This is a genomic window from Pseudomonas sp. LBUM1652 (genome assembly GCF_059716105.1).
The window spans coordinates 3,024,309-3,039,064 of the sequence record NZ_CP166804.1; the positions used below are offsets into that span (position 1 = coordinate 3,024,309).

At 57.3% G+C, this 14,756-nt stretch carries 15 protein-coding genes; 7 read left to right on the forward strand and 8 right to left on the reverse strand.

Going from position 1 to position 14,756, the window contains the following annotated elements:
* Positions 1 to 42 precede the first annotated feature (42 nt).
* Positions 43 to 1,026, forward strand: a complete 984-nt coding sequence (locus ACA069_RS13760) for a LysR substrate-binding domain-containing protein (RefSeq protein ID WP_497618035.1) — start codon at positions 43 to 45, stop codon at positions 1,024 to 1,026.
* A 129-nt stretch (positions 1,027 to 1,155) separates the two neighbouring features.
* A complete protein-coding gene (locus ACA069_RS13765; RefSeq protein ID WP_497618036.1) occupies positions 1,156 to 1,674 on the forward strand; it encodes a GNAT family N-acetyltransferase in 519 nt (172 codons plus the stop codon).
* A 1-nt stretch (position 1,675) separates the two neighbouring features.
* Here ACA069_RS13765 and ACA069_RS13770 read toward each other — a convergent pair whose 3' ends face one another.
* From ACA069_RS13770 to ACA069_RS13790, 5 genes are all read right to left on the reverse strand, one after another.
* A complete protein-coding gene (locus ACA069_RS13770; RefSeq protein ID WP_497618038.1) occupies positions 1,676 to 2,368 on the reverse strand; it encodes an aspartate/glutamate racemase family protein in 693 nt (230 codons plus the stop codon).
* A 113-nt stretch (positions 2,369 to 2,481) separates the two neighbouring features.
* Positions 2,482 to 2,934, reverse strand: coding sequence for a DUF2599 domain-containing protein (locus ACA069_RS13775; RefSeq protein ID WP_489879798.1), 453 nt, complete (start codon positions 2,932 to 2,934; stop codon positions 2,482 to 2,484).
* A gap of 219 nt (positions 2,935 to 3,153) precedes the next feature.
* Positions 3,154 to 3,873, reverse strand: coding sequence for a halovibrin HvnC (locus ACA069_RS13780; RefSeq protein WP_497618041.1), 720 nt, complete (start codon positions 3,871 to 3,873; stop codon positions 3,154 to 3,156).
* A 118-nt stretch (positions 3,874 to 3,991) separates the two neighbouring features.
* Positions 3,992 to 4,948 carry a halovibrin HvnC gene (locus ACA069_RS13785; protein WP_489879800.1) on the reverse strand — a complete coding sequence of 319 codons (957 nt, stop codon included), beginning with the start codon at positions 4,946 to 4,948 and terminating at the stop codon, positions 3,992 to 3,994.
* Between the two features lie 71 nt (positions 4,949 to 5,019).
* Entirely contained in the window at positions 5,020 to 6,405 is a 1,386-nt protein-coding gene (locus ACA069_RS13790; RefSeq protein WP_489879801.1) for a hypothetical protein, read from the reverse strand.
* A gap of 214 nt (positions 6,406 to 6,619) precedes the next feature.
* Here ACA069_RS13790 and ACA069_RS13795 point away from each other — a divergent pair, with 214 nt between their 5' ends.
* Positions 6,620 to 7,111, forward strand: a complete 492-nt coding sequence (locus ACA069_RS13795; protein ID WP_489879802.1) for a hypothetical protein — start codon at positions 6,620 to 6,622, stop codon at positions 7,109 to 7,111.
* 88 nt (positions 7,112 to 7,199) lie between these two features.
* On the opposite strand, the gene ACA069_RS13800 is transcribed toward ACA069_RS13795, so the two are convergent.
* The 3 genes from ACA069_RS13800 to ccoN all read right to left on the reverse strand — a co-directional run bounded on the left by ACA069_RS13800 (position 7,200) and on the right by ccoN (position 10,046).
* On the reverse strand, positions 7,200 to 8,114 hold the full coding sequence (locus tag ACA069_RS13800; RefSeq protein WP_489879803.1) for a halovibrin HvnA: 915 nt from the start codon (positions 8,112 to 8,114) through the stop codon (positions 7,200 to 7,202).
* 267 nt (positions 8,115 to 8,381) lie between these two features.
* The gene (locus ACA069_RS13805) at positions 8,382 to 8,603 is read right to left on the reverse strand and encodes a cbb3-type cytochrome c oxidase subunit 3 (protein WP_497618044.1); all 222 of its coding nucleotides are present in this window, start codon (positions 8,601 to 8,603) and stop codon (positions 8,382 to 8,384) included.
* A gap of 15 nt (positions 8,604 to 8,618) precedes the next feature.
* Positions 8,619 to 10,046, reverse strand: coding sequence for a cytochrome-c oxidase, cbb3-type subunit I (gene ccoN, locus ACA069_RS13810; RefSeq protein ID WP_401265016.1), 1,428 nt, complete (start codon positions 10,044 to 10,046; stop codon positions 8,619 to 8,621).
* A 331-nt stretch (positions 10,047 to 10,377) separates the two neighbouring features.
* On the opposite strand from ccoN, the gene nirA reads away from it, so the two are divergent.
* The 4 genes from nirA to ACA069_RS13830 all read left to right on the forward strand — a co-directional run bounded on the left by nirA (position 10,378) and on the right by ACA069_RS13830 (position 14,625).
* A complete protein-coding gene (gene nirA / locus ACA069_RS13815; RefSeq protein WP_489879806.1) occupies positions 10,378 to 12,051 on the forward strand; it encodes a nitrite reductase NirA in 1,674 nt (557 codons plus the stop codon).
* Positions 12,048 to 12,527, forward strand: a complete 480-nt coding sequence (locus tag ACA069_RS13820) for a DUF934 domain-containing protein (protein ID WP_497618046.1) — start codon at positions 12,048 to 12,050, stop codon at positions 12,525 to 12,527. Before nirA ends, ACA069_RS13820 begins: the two co-directional genes overlap by 4 nt.
* Before the next feature lie 141 nt (positions 12,528 to 12,668).
* Positions 12,669 to 13,643 carry a hypothetical protein gene (locus ACA069_RS13825; protein ID WP_497618048.1) on the forward strand — a complete coding sequence of 325 codons (975 nt, stop codon included), beginning with the start codon at positions 12,669 to 12,671 and terminating at the stop codon, positions 13,641 to 13,643.
* 310 nt (positions 13,644 to 13,953) lie between these two features.
* Positions 13,954 to 14,625 (forward strand): DUF3313 domain-containing protein, encoded by a 672-nt coding sequence (locus ACA069_RS13830; protein ID WP_497618050.1) that lies wholly within the window; start codon positions 13,954 to 13,956, stop codon positions 14,623 to 14,625.
* The last annotated feature ends 131 nt before the right edge of the window (positions 14,626 to 14,756 follow it).

The window sequence follows — 14,756 nt, forward strand, 5'->3', positions numbered from 1 at the left end:
AACCGAGGCGTTTCCAGTACAAAGATCGACAGGGAGTCATCGATGTCATTCACCGAACCCGCAGGACGACAGGGCAGCGCCGAATTTCGCTGGGCGCAGGACGAAAGTGAACCCTGGCTCGGGCAAGCCGCGATGATCGACACCGAAATCGCGCAATACTTTCTGGTCAGCGCCCGCTGCGGCTGCTTCATGCAAGCGGCGCGCAGCCTTAACGTTCGATCGACCCTGCTGCGCAAACAACTGGCGCAGCTGGAGCAAGAACTTCAACATTCCCTGTTCAGCTTTCATGGCAGCGCCTTGAGCCTGACCCGCGAAGGCCAGCAACTTCAGGCCAAACTAGTTGCTCTGGCCAATGAGCGCAAACTGCCAGTGGTCGAACAACCGTTGATTCGCCTGGCGGTCGCCGAATCGATCCTGCACGACATCCTCGGCCGCGACCTGATTGCGCTGCTGCGGCGTAACGCCAGCGTGCGTCTGGAAATCATCGCCCTCGACAGCGAACTGTCGCTGCGCGCCGTCAGCGCCGATGTCGTCCTGTGGCTGGCCCACGGCGAAACCCCGCATCCCGGCCCGACCTTCGCCACCAGCGAACCACAGCGACTCGCGAGCCTCGACTACCTGCCACACATCGCCAAACGCTACTCTCGCGTTACCGCGCGCCCCGAAAGCCCTGACGACCTCGCCGATTTCATGCTGGTGCAATGGCAACATGATCAGCAGATCGACAGTTTTCGCCCTTGGAACAATCTGGTCGAACAGCGCCTTGCCGGCGTGGTGCAGATGCAATCCTACGAGCTGATGCTGGAGATGATCCGGTGCAGTGCCTGCATTGGTTTGCTGCCGATGTACATGAGCCGCTATGACCGTGGACTGGTGGCGCTGCCAGGGTTGTTCGAGGAGCCGATGCGATTGCAGGCGTGGCTGGCGGTGAATGCCGATTCGCAACACATCGCCGAAGTACAAACCCTGCTCGACCTCATTCACCACACCTTCGACGAACGCCAGGAATGGTTCCACCCAGGTTGATCGTTACCACTCAGAGCGCGGGAACGATCAAAGATCAAAAGATCGCAGCCTTTGGCAGCTCCAGTTTGAATGTGTCGGGTCGTGCGGTTTAGAGTGGTCTGCCACACATCGATCCAGGACGGATCCGCCATGCCCGACTACAACCCCGCCATTCATATCGAACGCTTCAACGAATCCCACGTCGAGGCCGTTACTGCGCTTTACAACGATCAAGCCGTGGCCCGCCAGGTGTTGCAGATGCCGTTTCAGTCCGTCGAGGTCTGGCGGCAACGGGTGATGGCGGATAACGAGCGGGCGGTGAAACTGGTGGCGCTGCATCAGGGCGAGGTGATCGGCCATTTGGGCCTGGAACATTATTCGCGGATTCGCCGCAGCCACGCCGGCAGCATCGGCATGGGCGTGGCGGTGGCCTGGCAGGGCAAAGGCGTGGGTTCAAAATTGCTGGCGGCGGCGCTGGACGTTGCCGACAACTGGATGAACCTGCACCGCGTCGAACTCACGGTATACGCCGACAACGAAGCGGCCATCGGCCTCTACCGCAAGTTCGGCTTCGAAAACGAAGGCCTGTTCCGTGACTACGCGGTGCGCGACGGGCAATGGGTGGACACTCTGAGCATGGCCCGCCTGCGCCGCTCGCCTAAAGCCTGACTCAGTCGCCCAGCGCAAACGCCACCGCCGACTGCGCATGCAGTTCGGTGGTGTCGAGCAGGGGCAGGGCGCTGTGTTCGGGTTTCACCAGCATGCCGATTTCCGTGCAGCCGAGAATGATCGCCTGGGCGCCACGCGCGGTCAGTGATTCGATCACCTGCTGATAAATCTTGCGCGAAGCCTCACTGATCACCCCGACGCACAGTTCTTCGTAGATGATCCGATGCACGTCTTTGCGCTCGGCCTCGTCCGGCACCAACACCGTCAGGCCTTGAGCAATCAGGCGTTGCTTGAGGAAGTCCTGCTCCATGGTGAAGGCCGTGCCGAGTAGCCCGACGGTACCGGCGTCAATCGCCAAAGCCGCGTGCGCTGCCGGTTCGGCAATGTGCAGGAACGGAATGCTGATCGCCGCCTGAATCTGCTCCGCTACCTTATGCATCGTGTTGGTACACAGCACCACGCACTCCGCGCCGCCGGCCTCAAGCCTGCGCGCCGCATCCACCAGAATCGCCGCCGCATCGTCCCAGCGCCCGGCGTGCTGGGCTTGTTCGACGGGGCCGAAATCTACGCTGTACATCAACACTTGTGCCGAGCGCAGTGGACCGAGACGGTCACGCACCTGTTGATTGATGAGTCGATAGTATTCGGCGCTGGACTCCCAGCTCATGCCGCCGATCAGGCCGATGGTGCGCATTGAAATTCCTCAGGCAATGGCCTGGATCGACCCAGGCCTGCTCCGAGTTTCCGTTGGTTCAATGACGGATGCCAGCGTCAAATGAACTGTATCGCTCATCTATCACACAGGTGTCATGGTGCCTTTTCCGGCAATGGGATGACGTGATTGCATCCGGCTTCCAGCGTTTTGGCATACCCCACATCCGGGCGCCACGGCTCCAGATTCCATTGTGGCTTGTCACGAGCTATAGCCAAATGGCAAATCAACTGGTGACGCATGCCATGCGTGTTTTGCCAGTAGCGACTATTGGAGTAGTCGCGTGTGAGTTCATCCCATATGTAAGCTGTGCTCGGCTCCAGTGTCCTCCTCGCACATGGCGTGGGAGTGATAGAAAGCGACCACTCGTAGTCCCGGTAGAACCAGTGCGCGCCTTCGATGTATTTATTACAGCGCTCTGTGACGACGATGAAGCTGTCTCCGGGCTCCGTAACTTGCGCAGGGGCGGCAGAAATGCTGAGTGTTGTCAGACTGGCGCCTGCCAGTAAACACGAGATGAGCTTCGAGGGCGCGTTGAGCACGTTCATTGGTTGATTCCCTGATCTGCTGCAAAGCAGGTGAATGCGGCCTTACCGGTTAAGACGGTGGGAAGTGCCACACGAATGACCGGTACGACAAATTTTCGGGTTGGTGGAGTTGTAAAAATCCCTTTGGTTGTATTGCGCATCTGCGAGCGCTTTAGGGTCGTTTATTGCTGGCAGTTAAAAGAACGCAAGTATTGGTAAAACGTTTGGTTTGCCGGCGGCTCAGGTTTTAACGAGTAAGTCGTTCCATTGGCTGAGTCCTGTTGTGCCTAGCAGTGATTTGGCGCGTAACGACTGATAAAAGGCCGGGCGGGCCCGCATATTGCGCTCGTCCCTCACGTCAAATTCGCACTGGCGCCTGTTTTGGTCGCCAGGTGCCGAACTCCAGGCGCTCTTGTATTGCTTGCCCGTGGTGATACCAGCGTCTTGGTAATGTCCGCTATTCGGGTAAGACGGGTGGGCCACACACACAGCGGTTGCGCTGCGATACCACCCGTAGGAGTCCATGGGGCAGGAACACAGCTCCTTCAGTTGATCGGTATTGGCAGACCTTTCCAGTACGGGATAAAGAATGTAGACATTGGCATTGGTTTTATTTAAGGCGAACTTGTCAAAGTTGGTATCAGCTCGCAAGTAGGAGAAGTTGACCCCGCCATTTTTTATTGAGGTAGGGCTGGAGGCCCAAACTTTATAAGTGTTGTTCGAATCTTTGTTCGTGACCCTTGTCATTACACCTGAGCACAGAAACGCAGATGACGAATTCACTGTGTTGCAATTTGGAAGCTGGCGACCGTACAGCGTAGTGAGATAAGCAACTGTGGCCGCGCCATCCATTCTCTGGCTCTGAACACTGTTCCCGCTGATGACATCAGGCGTTTGCGATACAGGCTGTGCGCAACCAACCAAAAGAGCGAAAAACAGTAGTCCGATTATTCTGTTCATCATTTCTCTTCGTCCGGTTTTAACGCACTTGAAAGAAGGAATCCACTTTGTTTGTCAAACTTTACTCGTTAGCAATTACGCAAAGGTGCCGCGCACTTCGGCGTTACGCTGAATGCGCTTATGGCGTAATCGTCTGATCTGCACGGAGATATTCGAACTTCGCTGTGCCTGGAGTGCTGGCCGAGGGGACAAGACGAATGATCGGCACGATGATTTTCGGGGTGGTCGAGTTGTAGAAATCCCGCTGATTGTATTGAGCATCGGCCAGGGCCTGCCCACCTTGCGTGTAGAAGAAGGCCATGATCGGAAACTTGTTCGCCGAGAACGATTGCGCACAAGACTTCCCTGGATCGGTGCTGAGGGGGTCGCACCAGGTCTTGATTGTGACCTCGTTGTGCTCATTGACTCCACTCATGTTCACCAGGCTTCTGGCGCGGATGGACTGATAAAAGGCCGGGCCGGCCAGCGCATTGCGACCGTCACTCACGTCGAACCCGCACTGCCGCTGGTTGGGGTTGCCGCCCGGTATCTTCCACACGGCGAGCCACTGTTCTGCGGTCGTTACCCCTGCGTCCTGGCACAGTTTGCTTTGAGCCGGATAGCTTGGGTGCGGACCGCACGGCTTGTCTGCCTGACGTGTGTGGGACCACGCGTCGTAAGGGTAAGCGCACAGATAGTGCATTTTGAATTTGTCGACGGGCGCTTCGAGGACGGGGTAGAGGATGTAACCGTTTGCACGCTCATAGGCGAAGCGACCGAAGTCCGCATCCGCCCGCAAGTATGAAAATGCCACACCTCCCTGTCTCACCGAAAACGGGCTGGGTTCCCAGACTTTATAACGGGTGCTCTTCACAGTGACCCGTATCGTCACGCCGGAACAGAGAAACGCAGGTTGCGAATTTACTTTGTTGCAGTTGGGGAATTTGCGCCCGTATAGCGTTTGCAGATAAGCGGCGATGGCGAAGCCATCCACTGCTTGCGTACTGCTGACGTTAATCACATCCGGTGGTTGTAGGCTGGTTTGTGAACAGCCGACCAACAGGATGATTAACATTGCAGCTATTAGGTGGCGCATAACGCTGTCCTTATTGTCATCAGTAAACTGAATCCGTTAATGGGGGACTGTTGTGCTGTGTTCCGACCTGCTCAGAGGGGCACGCGTAAGTACCAGGAAAAGATGATCGGCTCGTCTGTACCGGTTTTTCTGAGGGTGAAGTTGAACAGCCCCAGCTTCCCTTTGTTCGGTATGATCCAGCTCGTCGGGACAGGAACGTTGGTATAAGACGCCTGGGTGATGTCGAACTCTTCACTGTCGTAGCGATCCGTTCCAACGGTCAAAGAGATCCGGGCTTTGTAAGCCGCTTCAAGGGCAGGGTAGTAAATTCTCAGGTTGTCCTTGGCAGTGTTCAGCGTCGGCTCGGGTAGATGGTGTTTTTGTCCAGTAACGGTCAGGTCCAGATCTCGTGATGGGATGTTGTTATCGGTACCAGGTAACCGCACGGTATAAGACACCTCTGCGCCGCTGCCGAGGGTGTCCACCACTTCCTGGCGCGGCACGCGAAACTGTAAGGTCTGGCCGGCACTTGCCACGGTCTGAATCTCGCTGCCATAAGTATTGTTACGGCCCAACCAGTACACCTTCACGCTCTGCCCTTTATCGGAACCTGTGTAGTTCACCTCGACAGTGGCGTGCTGCGCGGAATAAAAGTCGCGAACAAAATTCAATACCGTGCCGTTGGCGTCCTTGGCTTCCAGGACTTTGGGCTGGAGCAGATCCAGCTCGATTTTGCGGATGTGTACGTCAACAAGCGTGGTCCTCGACCAGATTGCCTGCGGACCCGAGCTATTACCGAGCTGGTCGACCACCCTGAAACGCAGGGCGAATTTCGGGTTGTCTTGCCAGAAGTTGGCGGTGGTGAGCGTCAATACCACACGGCGGGCGGTCACTTGGGCCGCGGTCACCTTATGCGATATGTTTCGACCGTCACAATCGAGCGTGATGACGTCGTGTTCTCGCATGTAAACATAACTCAGAGTGACCTCCACTCCGCGTGCTGCCCGGTCGGCATTGATGCCATCGGTAATCACGTCGGCCGGAAGGGCCATGAGCAGATTCGGGTTGTCGCCGGCGCCGGTGATCTCGCCGGCCGGTCGCGGCGTGTGGTAAAGCACAACCAGTGGATCAGAGGTTTCCTCGTTCCCGCTGATCCGCTCTACCCGTAAGCGAAGCTGATTGATGCCTTCATTCAAAAGATCCGCCGGCAAATTCATATCGAATCGCTTGTTCTCTTCACCCGGCTGAATTGTTTTATGGGCTACCGAGGTATCGGACTGGTTGAGCAACACATCGCCGAAGTCAAAAGCGGACTGATTGGTCCAGGGGTCGACGACCAGCTGGATGTTTCCATTCGAGATCAGAGAAAGTGGCAAGCCACAGTGCGGTTTCTCCGGGTGCTCCACTGACGTAACGCAGCCGGGAATAATGACCGGGTAGATTTTCAGCGGTTTTTCATCGTCGATCTGCTGTGACATCGCGAATGCTCCAATTTGCATCATTAATGGATAGAGGGATTTAAAACCTATGGGGGGCGGGTGCCTACTGTCAGATCTGACAGGTAAATGCGGCTAGTACATACCGTCCGTCGCATTAATACGTGGTAGATGACTACGAAACCGGCGATTGGCGTACGCGCAGACTTCGATCTGCCACTATCGAACTTCGCAGGCTCCCCCGAGGAACGCAGCAATGAACGACGTACAACAATTGGGCGAAATGCTTCGTCATTACGCCGAAAGCGAAGCGCACAAGAAGCAACTGTTCGAGACGCAATCTGCTGCATGGGCTACGCGAATTACCGAGCTGTTCGGCAATATCGAGCAATGGCTCGAGCCAGTGCAGACACCGCATCTGCTGGAGGTCAGCCGTGAGGCGTACGTGGCGTTCGGGCCGAGCACGCCGGTCGAAACCTCTACCTTCAAGACAGAGAAGCTAACGATCGTGATTGCTGGCAAACCGGTGGAGTTCGTGCCTGATGTGATGGGCAGCGCGGGGCAGATTTCCCTGGCGGTGATGGGATTGACGGCGGCGCGTTACGGCAGCATTTCGCTGGCAGGGTTGCCGGGGGGAGAGTGGCAGTGGCGCAAAACCAACGGTTTGAAGGACCCGGACACGTTTGTGTTCGATGCAGACTTTCTGGCACTTCAGTTGCAAGGTCTGATCCCCCGCGATCGCTCCTGAGCGCATCTCCCCTATATGGCTGCCGCAGGCTGCGACCTTTGATTATGTTGTTGAAGACACGATCAAAAAATGGCACCTGCGGCCTGAGTTATTTGACTTGGTCCGCCGCGCTGTAAATGAACTGTGCGTCGGTGGACAGGCTGGTTGGCAGGACGATCTTTATGATCGGAACCACCTTTCCACCCGTTGAGTCGAAGAAATCCTTTTGGTCGAATTGAGCGCCCGCCAGGCCATCTTGAAGATAAAAGAATGCCTCGATGGGCAGTTCTTTCGGGATGTTCTGGGGCCATGTAGCCAAAACCAGCTCGGTGTAATCATGCTGGCCGGCAAAGAAGCCGCCCAATTGGTGCGCACGGATGGTCTGGTAAAAAGAATCCGCGCCTAGATTATTCATGGAGTCGCGAACATCGAAGCTGCAAATATTCCAAATGTTTGCCCGGCGATTTTCTATCCAGCCCTCGGCAGTGGTGATTCCGATGGTCTGGCAGCGCCGGCTGCGGTCAGGTGAATAGGGATGTGCACCACATCCGGGTGCATCTCTCAACTGTGTAGCGCCGTCGAGCGGGTAGGAACAGAGTATTTCAATCTGGCGTGTGCCGACGGGCCGCGACAGCACAGGGAAAAAAATGTAGCCATTCTTCTGGGCAAACACGAGGCCGGTGAATTTGGCGTCCTTGCTCAAATACGAAAAAGACACGCCGCCGCTTTTCTGGGAATGAGGGCTGGGGTTCCAGGCCTTGTAATCAGGCGACGGAACGGTTGAGCGTAAAACGATGCCGCGGCAAAGGAACGCCGGCATCGAAGCTGAACCACAATGGATTCTGACATCGTTATAGCGTGCGGTCAGGTTGGCTGCGACTTGCGCACCGGTTTGCGTAGCACTTGAAGTCGTACTGGTGACGCCATACTCGTGATCAGGGGGTGATGACGTTATGTATTCGCCACTTCTGCAACCCGCGAAAGAAAGCATCAGTACCAGCAGCCATACGTAGGTCTTGTTCAATGCCTGTCTCCTAATCTGCCATGGAGGCACATCGCGTCTTGCACCCGATACATCGCACCCTTCGGAAGGGATTCAACCCATAAAAATGAGTGTTGACTAGCTGTCAGAGTTGACAGGTTACGGAGAGTTGGGGAAGGGGCTATTTTAATGGGTTGGTCACAATACAAGACTGGCGCAGATCACGATCTTTTCACTTTGGTTTGAGCAAGATCAAAGATCGCAACTGCGCTTCATTCGGCAGCACCTCGTATCTACAGGGAAAAGGGCTCACATATCCAGGTTGACCCAACCCGGCTTCGGCATCTCCGGCGCGACCGCTTTCACCGCCTTGCCCGTAGCCAACTCAACCCGCCGCGCCACCTCCGGATCATCGGCAAACGGCACCATACTCGCGTCATCTAGGCTTTCTGCGGTTTGATGCCGCAAGCAGTACTCCACCGCCAGCCACAAAAAAACCACCCCCAACACATTCAAGAAAACATCGAACATGACCGGCTCCCTGCCTCAGGCGATCTGCGCTTCGCTGTGCGCCAGTGCAACATCCGCCACCCGCACCGTACGCCAAACGTTGTAAGCCATCAGTAACATGCCGCTGAGGAAGAACACCCCACCGGCAAAGCGCACGATGAATCCCGGATGACTGGCTTGCAGCGCCTCGACAAACGAATACGTCAGCGTGCCGTCCTCGTTGATCGCCCGCCACATCAGGCCTTGGGTAATGCCGTTGACCCACATCGAAGCGATGTACAGGACGGTGCCAATGGTCGCCAGCCAGAAGTGCAGGTTGATCAGCGGCGTGCTGTACATCTGCTCGCGGCCGAAGACTTTCGGCACCATGTGATAAGTCGCGCCGAAAGTGATCATCGCCACCCAGCCCAATGCGCCTGCGTGAACGTGGCCGATGGTCCAGTCGGTGTAGTGGGACAGGGCGTTGACCGTTTTGATCGCCATCATCGGCCCTTCGAACGTCGACATGCCGTAGAAGGCCAGCGACAGCACCAGGAAGCGCAAAATCGGATCGGTGCGCAATTTATGCCAGGCACCCGACAGCGTCATCATGCCGTTGATCATCCCGCCCCAGCTCGGCGCCAGCAGGATCAGTGACATCGCCATGCCCAGCGACTGCGCCCAGTCGGGCAGTGCGGTGTAGTGCAAATGGTGCGGGCCGGCCCAGATGTACAGGGTGATCAGCGCCCAGAAATGCACGATCGACAACCGATACGAATACACCGGCCGGTTGACCTGCTTTGGTACGAAGTAATACATCATTCCGAGGAAACCGGTGGTCAGGAAGAAGCCCACCGCGTTGTGCCCGTACCACCATTGCACCATGGCGTCGGTGGCGCCGGAATACACCGGATACGACTTGAACCAGTCCACCGGGATCGACAGGTGATTGACCACATGCAGCATGGCGATCACCAGAATGAACGCGCCGAAGAACCAGTTGCCGACGTAGATGTGTTTGGTCTTGCGCTGCACCACCGTGGTGAAAAACACCACGGCGTAAGCGACCCAGACCACGGCCATCCACACCGCGCCGGAGAATTCGATCTCGGCGTATTCCTTGGTGGTGGTGTAGCCCATTGGCAGGGTGATCAGCATGATCACAATCACCGATTGCCAACCCCAGAAAGTGAACGCAGCGAGCTTGTCCGAATACAGCCGCACCTGGCAGGTGCGCTGCACCGCGTAGTAGCTGGCGGCGAATTGCGCGCTGCCGGCGAAACCGAAAATCACCAGGCTGGTGTGCAGCGGCCGCAAACGGCCGAAGGTGGTCCACGGCAGGTCCAGATTCATCTCTGGCCAAACCAGTTGCGAGGCGATCCATACCCCCATCGCCATCCCCACGACACCCCAGAAAACCGTCGCGATAACGAATTGACGGACGACCTTGTAGTTATAAGCCTGTCCGATTGTTGCTGTGCTCATGGTCAGTTCATCCACGGTTGCAAAGTCTTGCCAGGCCACCCGGTCTGGCACGAGCTGCACTGTAGGAATACCGCTGGAAACAAAACAGGCTCAGGAATCTTTCATTTGTGCGGATCAGATTGAAGTGCTGCCTGCGGCGTTCTGCCGCGTCCTGATATGGTTTTTATACGTTCAGGTGAATCTGTAACGTCCTGCGCCGTACCTTCATAGTGCCTCTACGAAAACTGTAGGAGTGAGCCTGCTCGCGATCGCGGTGTGCAAGACACACCGCGATCGCGAGCAGGCTCACTCCTACAGGAATTGCGCACAATCCTGATGAGGTAGCCGCTGCATGTATCAATACGACGATTACGACCGCGCACTGGTGTTCGAGCGCGTCGCGCAATTCCGCGATCAGGTCGAGCGCTTCATGGCGGGAGAGTTGAGTGAGGAGGAGTTCCTGCCGCTGCGTCTGCAAAACGGTCTGTACATGCAAAAGCACGCCTATATGCTGCGGGTGGCCATTCCCTACGGCACGCTGAGCGCCGAACAGATGCGCACGCTGGCGAGCATCGCCAGCGACTACGACCGCGGCTACGGCCACTTCACCACACGGCAAAACATGCAGTTCAACTGGATTGAGCTGAGCGAGGTGCCGGACATCCTCGAACGCCTGGCCCAGGTCAACATGCATGCGATCCAGACCTCCGGCAACTGCGTACGCAACATCACCACTGAAGCGTTTGCCGGGGTCGCGGCGGACGAAATGATCGACCCGCGCCCGCTGGCAGAGATCCTGCGGCAATGGTCGACGATCAACCCTGAATTCCTGTTTCTGCCACGCAAATTCAAGATCGCCATCTGCTCGGCCAAGCAGGATCGGGCGGCGATCATGATGCACGACATCGGCCTCTATCTTTACCCCGGCCGCGATGGGCAAATGCTCCTGCGGGTGATCGTAGGTGGTGGCTTGGGGCGCACGCCGATCCTCGGTTTACAGATTCGCGAAGGTTTGCCGTGGCAGCACTTGTTGTCCTACGTCGAGTCGGTGTTGCGGGTCTACAACCGACATGGCCGGCGCGACAACAAGTACAAGGCGCGGATCAAGATTCTGGTCAAGGCGTTGGGCATCGAGGCGTTCGCCAAGGAAGTCGAAGAGGAATGGCAACACCTGAAGGACGGCCCGGCGCAGTTGACCGACGCAGAGTATCAACGCGTTGCCAGCGCTTTTGTGCCGCCGACCTATCGCACGCTGGCCGATACCGATCTGGACTTCGGCACGCACCTGGCCGAGAGCCCGGCGTTCGCCCGTTGGGTGGCGCGTAACGTGCAGCCGCATAAGGTGCAGGGTTACACCAGCGTCGTGCTGTCGACCAAACCGGGCCTGGCCGCGCCGCCGGGAGACGTCACCGGCTTGCAGATGCTTGCGGTCGCTGACTGGTCGGAGCGTTTCGGTTTCGGCGAGATTCGCATCGCCCATGAGCAGAACATCGTCCTGCCCGATGTGCCGAAAGCCGATCTGTATGCGCTGTGGCAGTTGGCGTGTGAGCTGAATCTGGGGACGGCCAACGTCGGCTTGTTGACCGACATCATTGCCTGCCCTGGTGGGGATTTCTGCGCATTGGCCAATGCCAAGTCGATCCCGATCGCCCAGGCGATTCAGGCGCGCTTCGACAATCTCGATTACCTGCATGATCTGGGCGACATCAGCCTGAACATCTCCGGCTGCATGAACGCTTGCGGTCATCACCACATCGGCAATATCGGCATCCTCGGCGTCGACAAGAACGGCAGCGAGTGGTACCAGATCACCCTCGGTGGCGCGCAGGGCAAGCACAGCGCGCTGGGTAAAGTCATCGGCCCGTCCTTCAGCGCCGCCGAAGTGCCGCAGGTGATCGAGCGGATCATCGGTACCTTCGTGCGCTATCGCGAGAGCGAGGAATTGTTTGTCGATACGTTGACACGTATCGGCCTGGAGCCGTTCAAGGAGCGGGTCTATCCGAAGGCGCTGGAGGTATCGGCATGAACAATCTGTTGCGACTTGAGCAGGGCGTGGCGCGGATTGAAAGGGATGATCCGTGGATGCTGGTGCGTGAGCCGTCGACGCCAAGGCCCGCAGGGTTGTTGATTCTGCCGCTCGCCCATTGGCTGGAATCGCCGTCCACCCACGCGGTGTGGCTGGGGCCGGACGATGAGGTGGAAAGCCTGGTTCCGTGGCTGGCATCGCTGCCGCTGATCGCGCTGGACTTCCCGAGCTTTCGCGACGGCCGCGCCTACAGTCAGGCGTACCTGCTGCGCAGCCGTTTCGGTTGGGCAGGGGAGTTGCGCGCGATTGGCGATGTGTTGCGTGATCAACTCAGCCATATGCGCCAATGCGGCTTCGACAGTTTTGCCGTGCGCGAAGACAAGTCGGCCGAAGATGCACTCAAAGGACTGGCGGGGATGAGCGTGCTGTATGGGCGCTCGGTGATCGAGCCAAGGCCGTTATTCCGCCGCCGCTAACCCTTTGCCAGTGCAGGGGAAACCCTTAGAGCGCCGACGAATCGGGGATTTTTCCTTGGGTCGATGCTGGCCTTTTGGTAGAGTCGCCGTCGCCAGCGGGTTTTCGGCTGGCCGATGGAACCGAAGAAGGGAGTCTGATCAGTGAGTCCGGGCAAGAAAATCCTGGGCCTCACCGCGTTGCTTTTGATGCTGACGCTGTGGGCCAGTTACTTTTATGTATTCAAGGAAAACCGCGACGGCCAACTTGGCGGGGCCGGCCAAAGCACTGCATGGTGCGGCACTCCGCCGACCAACGAAGCGGCGTTGCTGGGCAAGGATCAACTGACCTTGCGCGTCACCAACAACCTGCGCGGCGAGTTCATGCTCAGCGGTTCTCTGGTGGTGTCCGAACGCACCTTCAACCGTTATGACCTGAGCCGCAACGAATTGCGCCTGCGTCTGGAACCGTTGCAGTGGTCCTACGGCGTCACACCAATCTTCCTTGAGCAGGTCAAGGTTCAGCCACTGAGCCGCAATCTCTCGGCCACCAACAAAAGTGCCTACGCCGAACTTGAGCCTCGCCCGATCGGTGTTCATGGCCAAGTCGCCGAGTTTCCGTTCGACACTTACCGCTATGGCTACAAACCGGTGCTCTATTACCTCAAGGGCAGCGAGCGCATCGACCTGCGCTTCAAGAACATCACCACGCTGATGGAGATGTCCAACACCTTCACACCGATCCAGAAGTACAACCGCGTCGATTACATCAACGAGAAAACCTCGATGATCCGCGACGAAGACTACAAGGCCTACGGCCCGCACGAATGCGCGTTCAGCATCGAGCGCAAGGGGTCGTTCAAGGTCGTCGTGTTGTTGACGCTGCTGGTGCTGTGCCTGCCGTTGATGCTGGTGTTCTATCGCGAAGAGCCGGGGATCGACTTCCTTGCCACTTTGATGGGCGTTGCGCTGGTCCGAGTGCTGTTGATCGGGCCGGTGGAGGACTTCCGGCTGTACAACATCGACTTCCTGTTTGGTGCGGCGATTTTGTTGGTTGGGACGGTGTCGTTGTACAAGGCAATGCGCGCCAATACCCGGCGCGAGATAAAGCTTCGTAGTGGCGAGACGTCTTCCTGGTAAACCACTTACCCTGCAAGAGCTGCCGTCGGCTGCGATCTTTTGATCTTGGTCTTTGCAATCAAAAGATCGCAGCCTGCGGCAGCTCCTGCACGGGGCACCGCAGGTAGCGGAGCAGGGATTATTTCAACGCCGGATCGCCCATGTTCATCTTCTTCCAGCCCTGCAAAAGCACCTGCGCCTTCGGCCGTTGTGATGCGCCGCCCAGCCTTGGGTGAAGATTATGTTTTGCCATCGCAAATGCTCAGGTTTTAGCTATACCTGTAACTCCCCCCTACGCAATAAATCCAGGCCTTCTGACAGGAGTTACAGCATGAAGCCAGCAGTAATGATGGGCACACTGTGCATTGCCACTCTCGCACTGGTGGGTTGTTCCAGCAAAACCGTTGCTCCCGATGAGTATTCCGGGTTTCTCAAGGACTACAGCCAACTCAAGGAGGCCAAGTCACCCTCCGGTGCTGAGGTAATGCGTTGGATCGACCCCAAAGCCGACATCAATAAATTCACCAGTGTCTATGTCGAACCGACCCAGCTCTATCCACAGCCGCAACCGACCACAAAGATTCCACAGCAGACTCTCAACGGCATCACCAGCTACTACGATCAGGCACTCAAACGTGAAATCGGCAAGTCTTTGCCATTGGCCAACGGGCCAGGCCCCGGTGTGATGGTGGTGCGTGCGGCGATCACCGCCGTCAGCAGCAAGACCGAAGGCCTCAAACCCTATGAAGTGATCCCTGTTGCGCTGCTGGCTGCGGCTGTCAGCACAGCCAGCGGCATTCGTGATCAGGAAACCACCCTGGCCACCGAGGCGGTGTTCCTCGATGGCGGCAACAACAAAGTGGTTGCTCAGGTAGTACGCAAAGGCACCGGCAAGCCGCTGGCAAACGAATCGCAGGTGATGAAGGCTGATGACGTGAAAAACGTGATCGATGGCTGGGCGTCGGATCTGAACCAGTCTTATCTCAAGCTCAAGTCCAAATAAGCCAATGCTGCAGGCGTTGCCTCAGGCGTGATCTGAGGCAATGCCTAAGGGCTTGGGATCCGAGACTCAAGCACCGACGCCACAACTGACAAACGTCATCGCCGGCAAAAGTGCCGCCGCCAATAGCCATG

Bases quoted from the DNA above. Each gene is read 5' to 3' on its own strand.
- ACA069_RS13760 (WP_497618035.1), top strand. From the start codon at position 43: ATGTCATTCACCGAACCCGCAGGACGACAGGGCAGCGCCGAATTTCGC.
- ACA069_RS13765 (WP_497618036.1), top strand. From the start codon at position 1,156: ATGCCCGACTACAACCCCGCCATTCATATCGAACGCTTCAACGAATCC.
- ACA069_RS13780 (WP_497618041.1), bottom strand. From the start codon at position 3,873: ATGAACAGAATAATCGGACTACTGTTTTTCGCTCTTTTGGTTGGTTGC.
- ACA069_RS13830 (WP_497618050.1), top strand. From the start codon at position 13,954: ATGAAGCCAGCAGTAATGATGGGCACACTGTGCATTGCCACTCTCGCA.
- ACA069_RS13770 (WP_497618038.1), bottom strand. From the start codon at position 2,368: ATGCGCACCATCGGCCTGATCGGCGGCATGAGCTGGGAGTCCAGCGCC.
- ACA069_RS13820 (WP_497618046.1), top strand. From the start codon at position 12,048: ATGAACAATCTGTTGCGACTTGAGCAGGGCGTGGCGCGGATTGAAAGG.
- ACA069_RS13805 (WP_497618044.1), bottom strand. From the start codon at position 8,603: ATGTTCGATGTTTTCTTGAATGTGTTGGGGGTGGTTTTTTTGTGGCTG.
- nirA (WP_489879806.1), top strand. From the start codon at position 10,378: ATGTATCAATACGACGATTACGACCGCGCACTGGTGTTCGAGCGCGTC.
- ACA069_RS13785 (WP_489879800.1), bottom strand. From the start codon at position 4,948: ATGCGCCACCTAATAGCTGCAATGTTAATCATCCTGTTGGTCGGCTGT.
- ccoN (WP_401265016.1), bottom strand. From the start codon at position 10,046: ATGAGCACAGCAACAATCGGACAGGCTTATAACTACAAGGTCGTCCGT.
- ACA069_RS13790 (WP_489879801.1), bottom strand. From the start codon at position 6,405: ATGTCACAGCAGATCGACGATGAAAAACCGCTGAAAATCTACCCGGTC.
- ACA069_RS13795 (WP_489879802.1), top strand. From the start codon at position 6,620: ATGAACGACGTACAACAATTGGGCGAAATGCTTCGTCATTACGCCGAA.
- ACA069_RS13775 (WP_489879798.1), bottom strand. From the start codon at position 2,934: ATGAACGTGCTCAACGCGCCCTCGAAGCTCATCTCGTGTTTACTGGCA.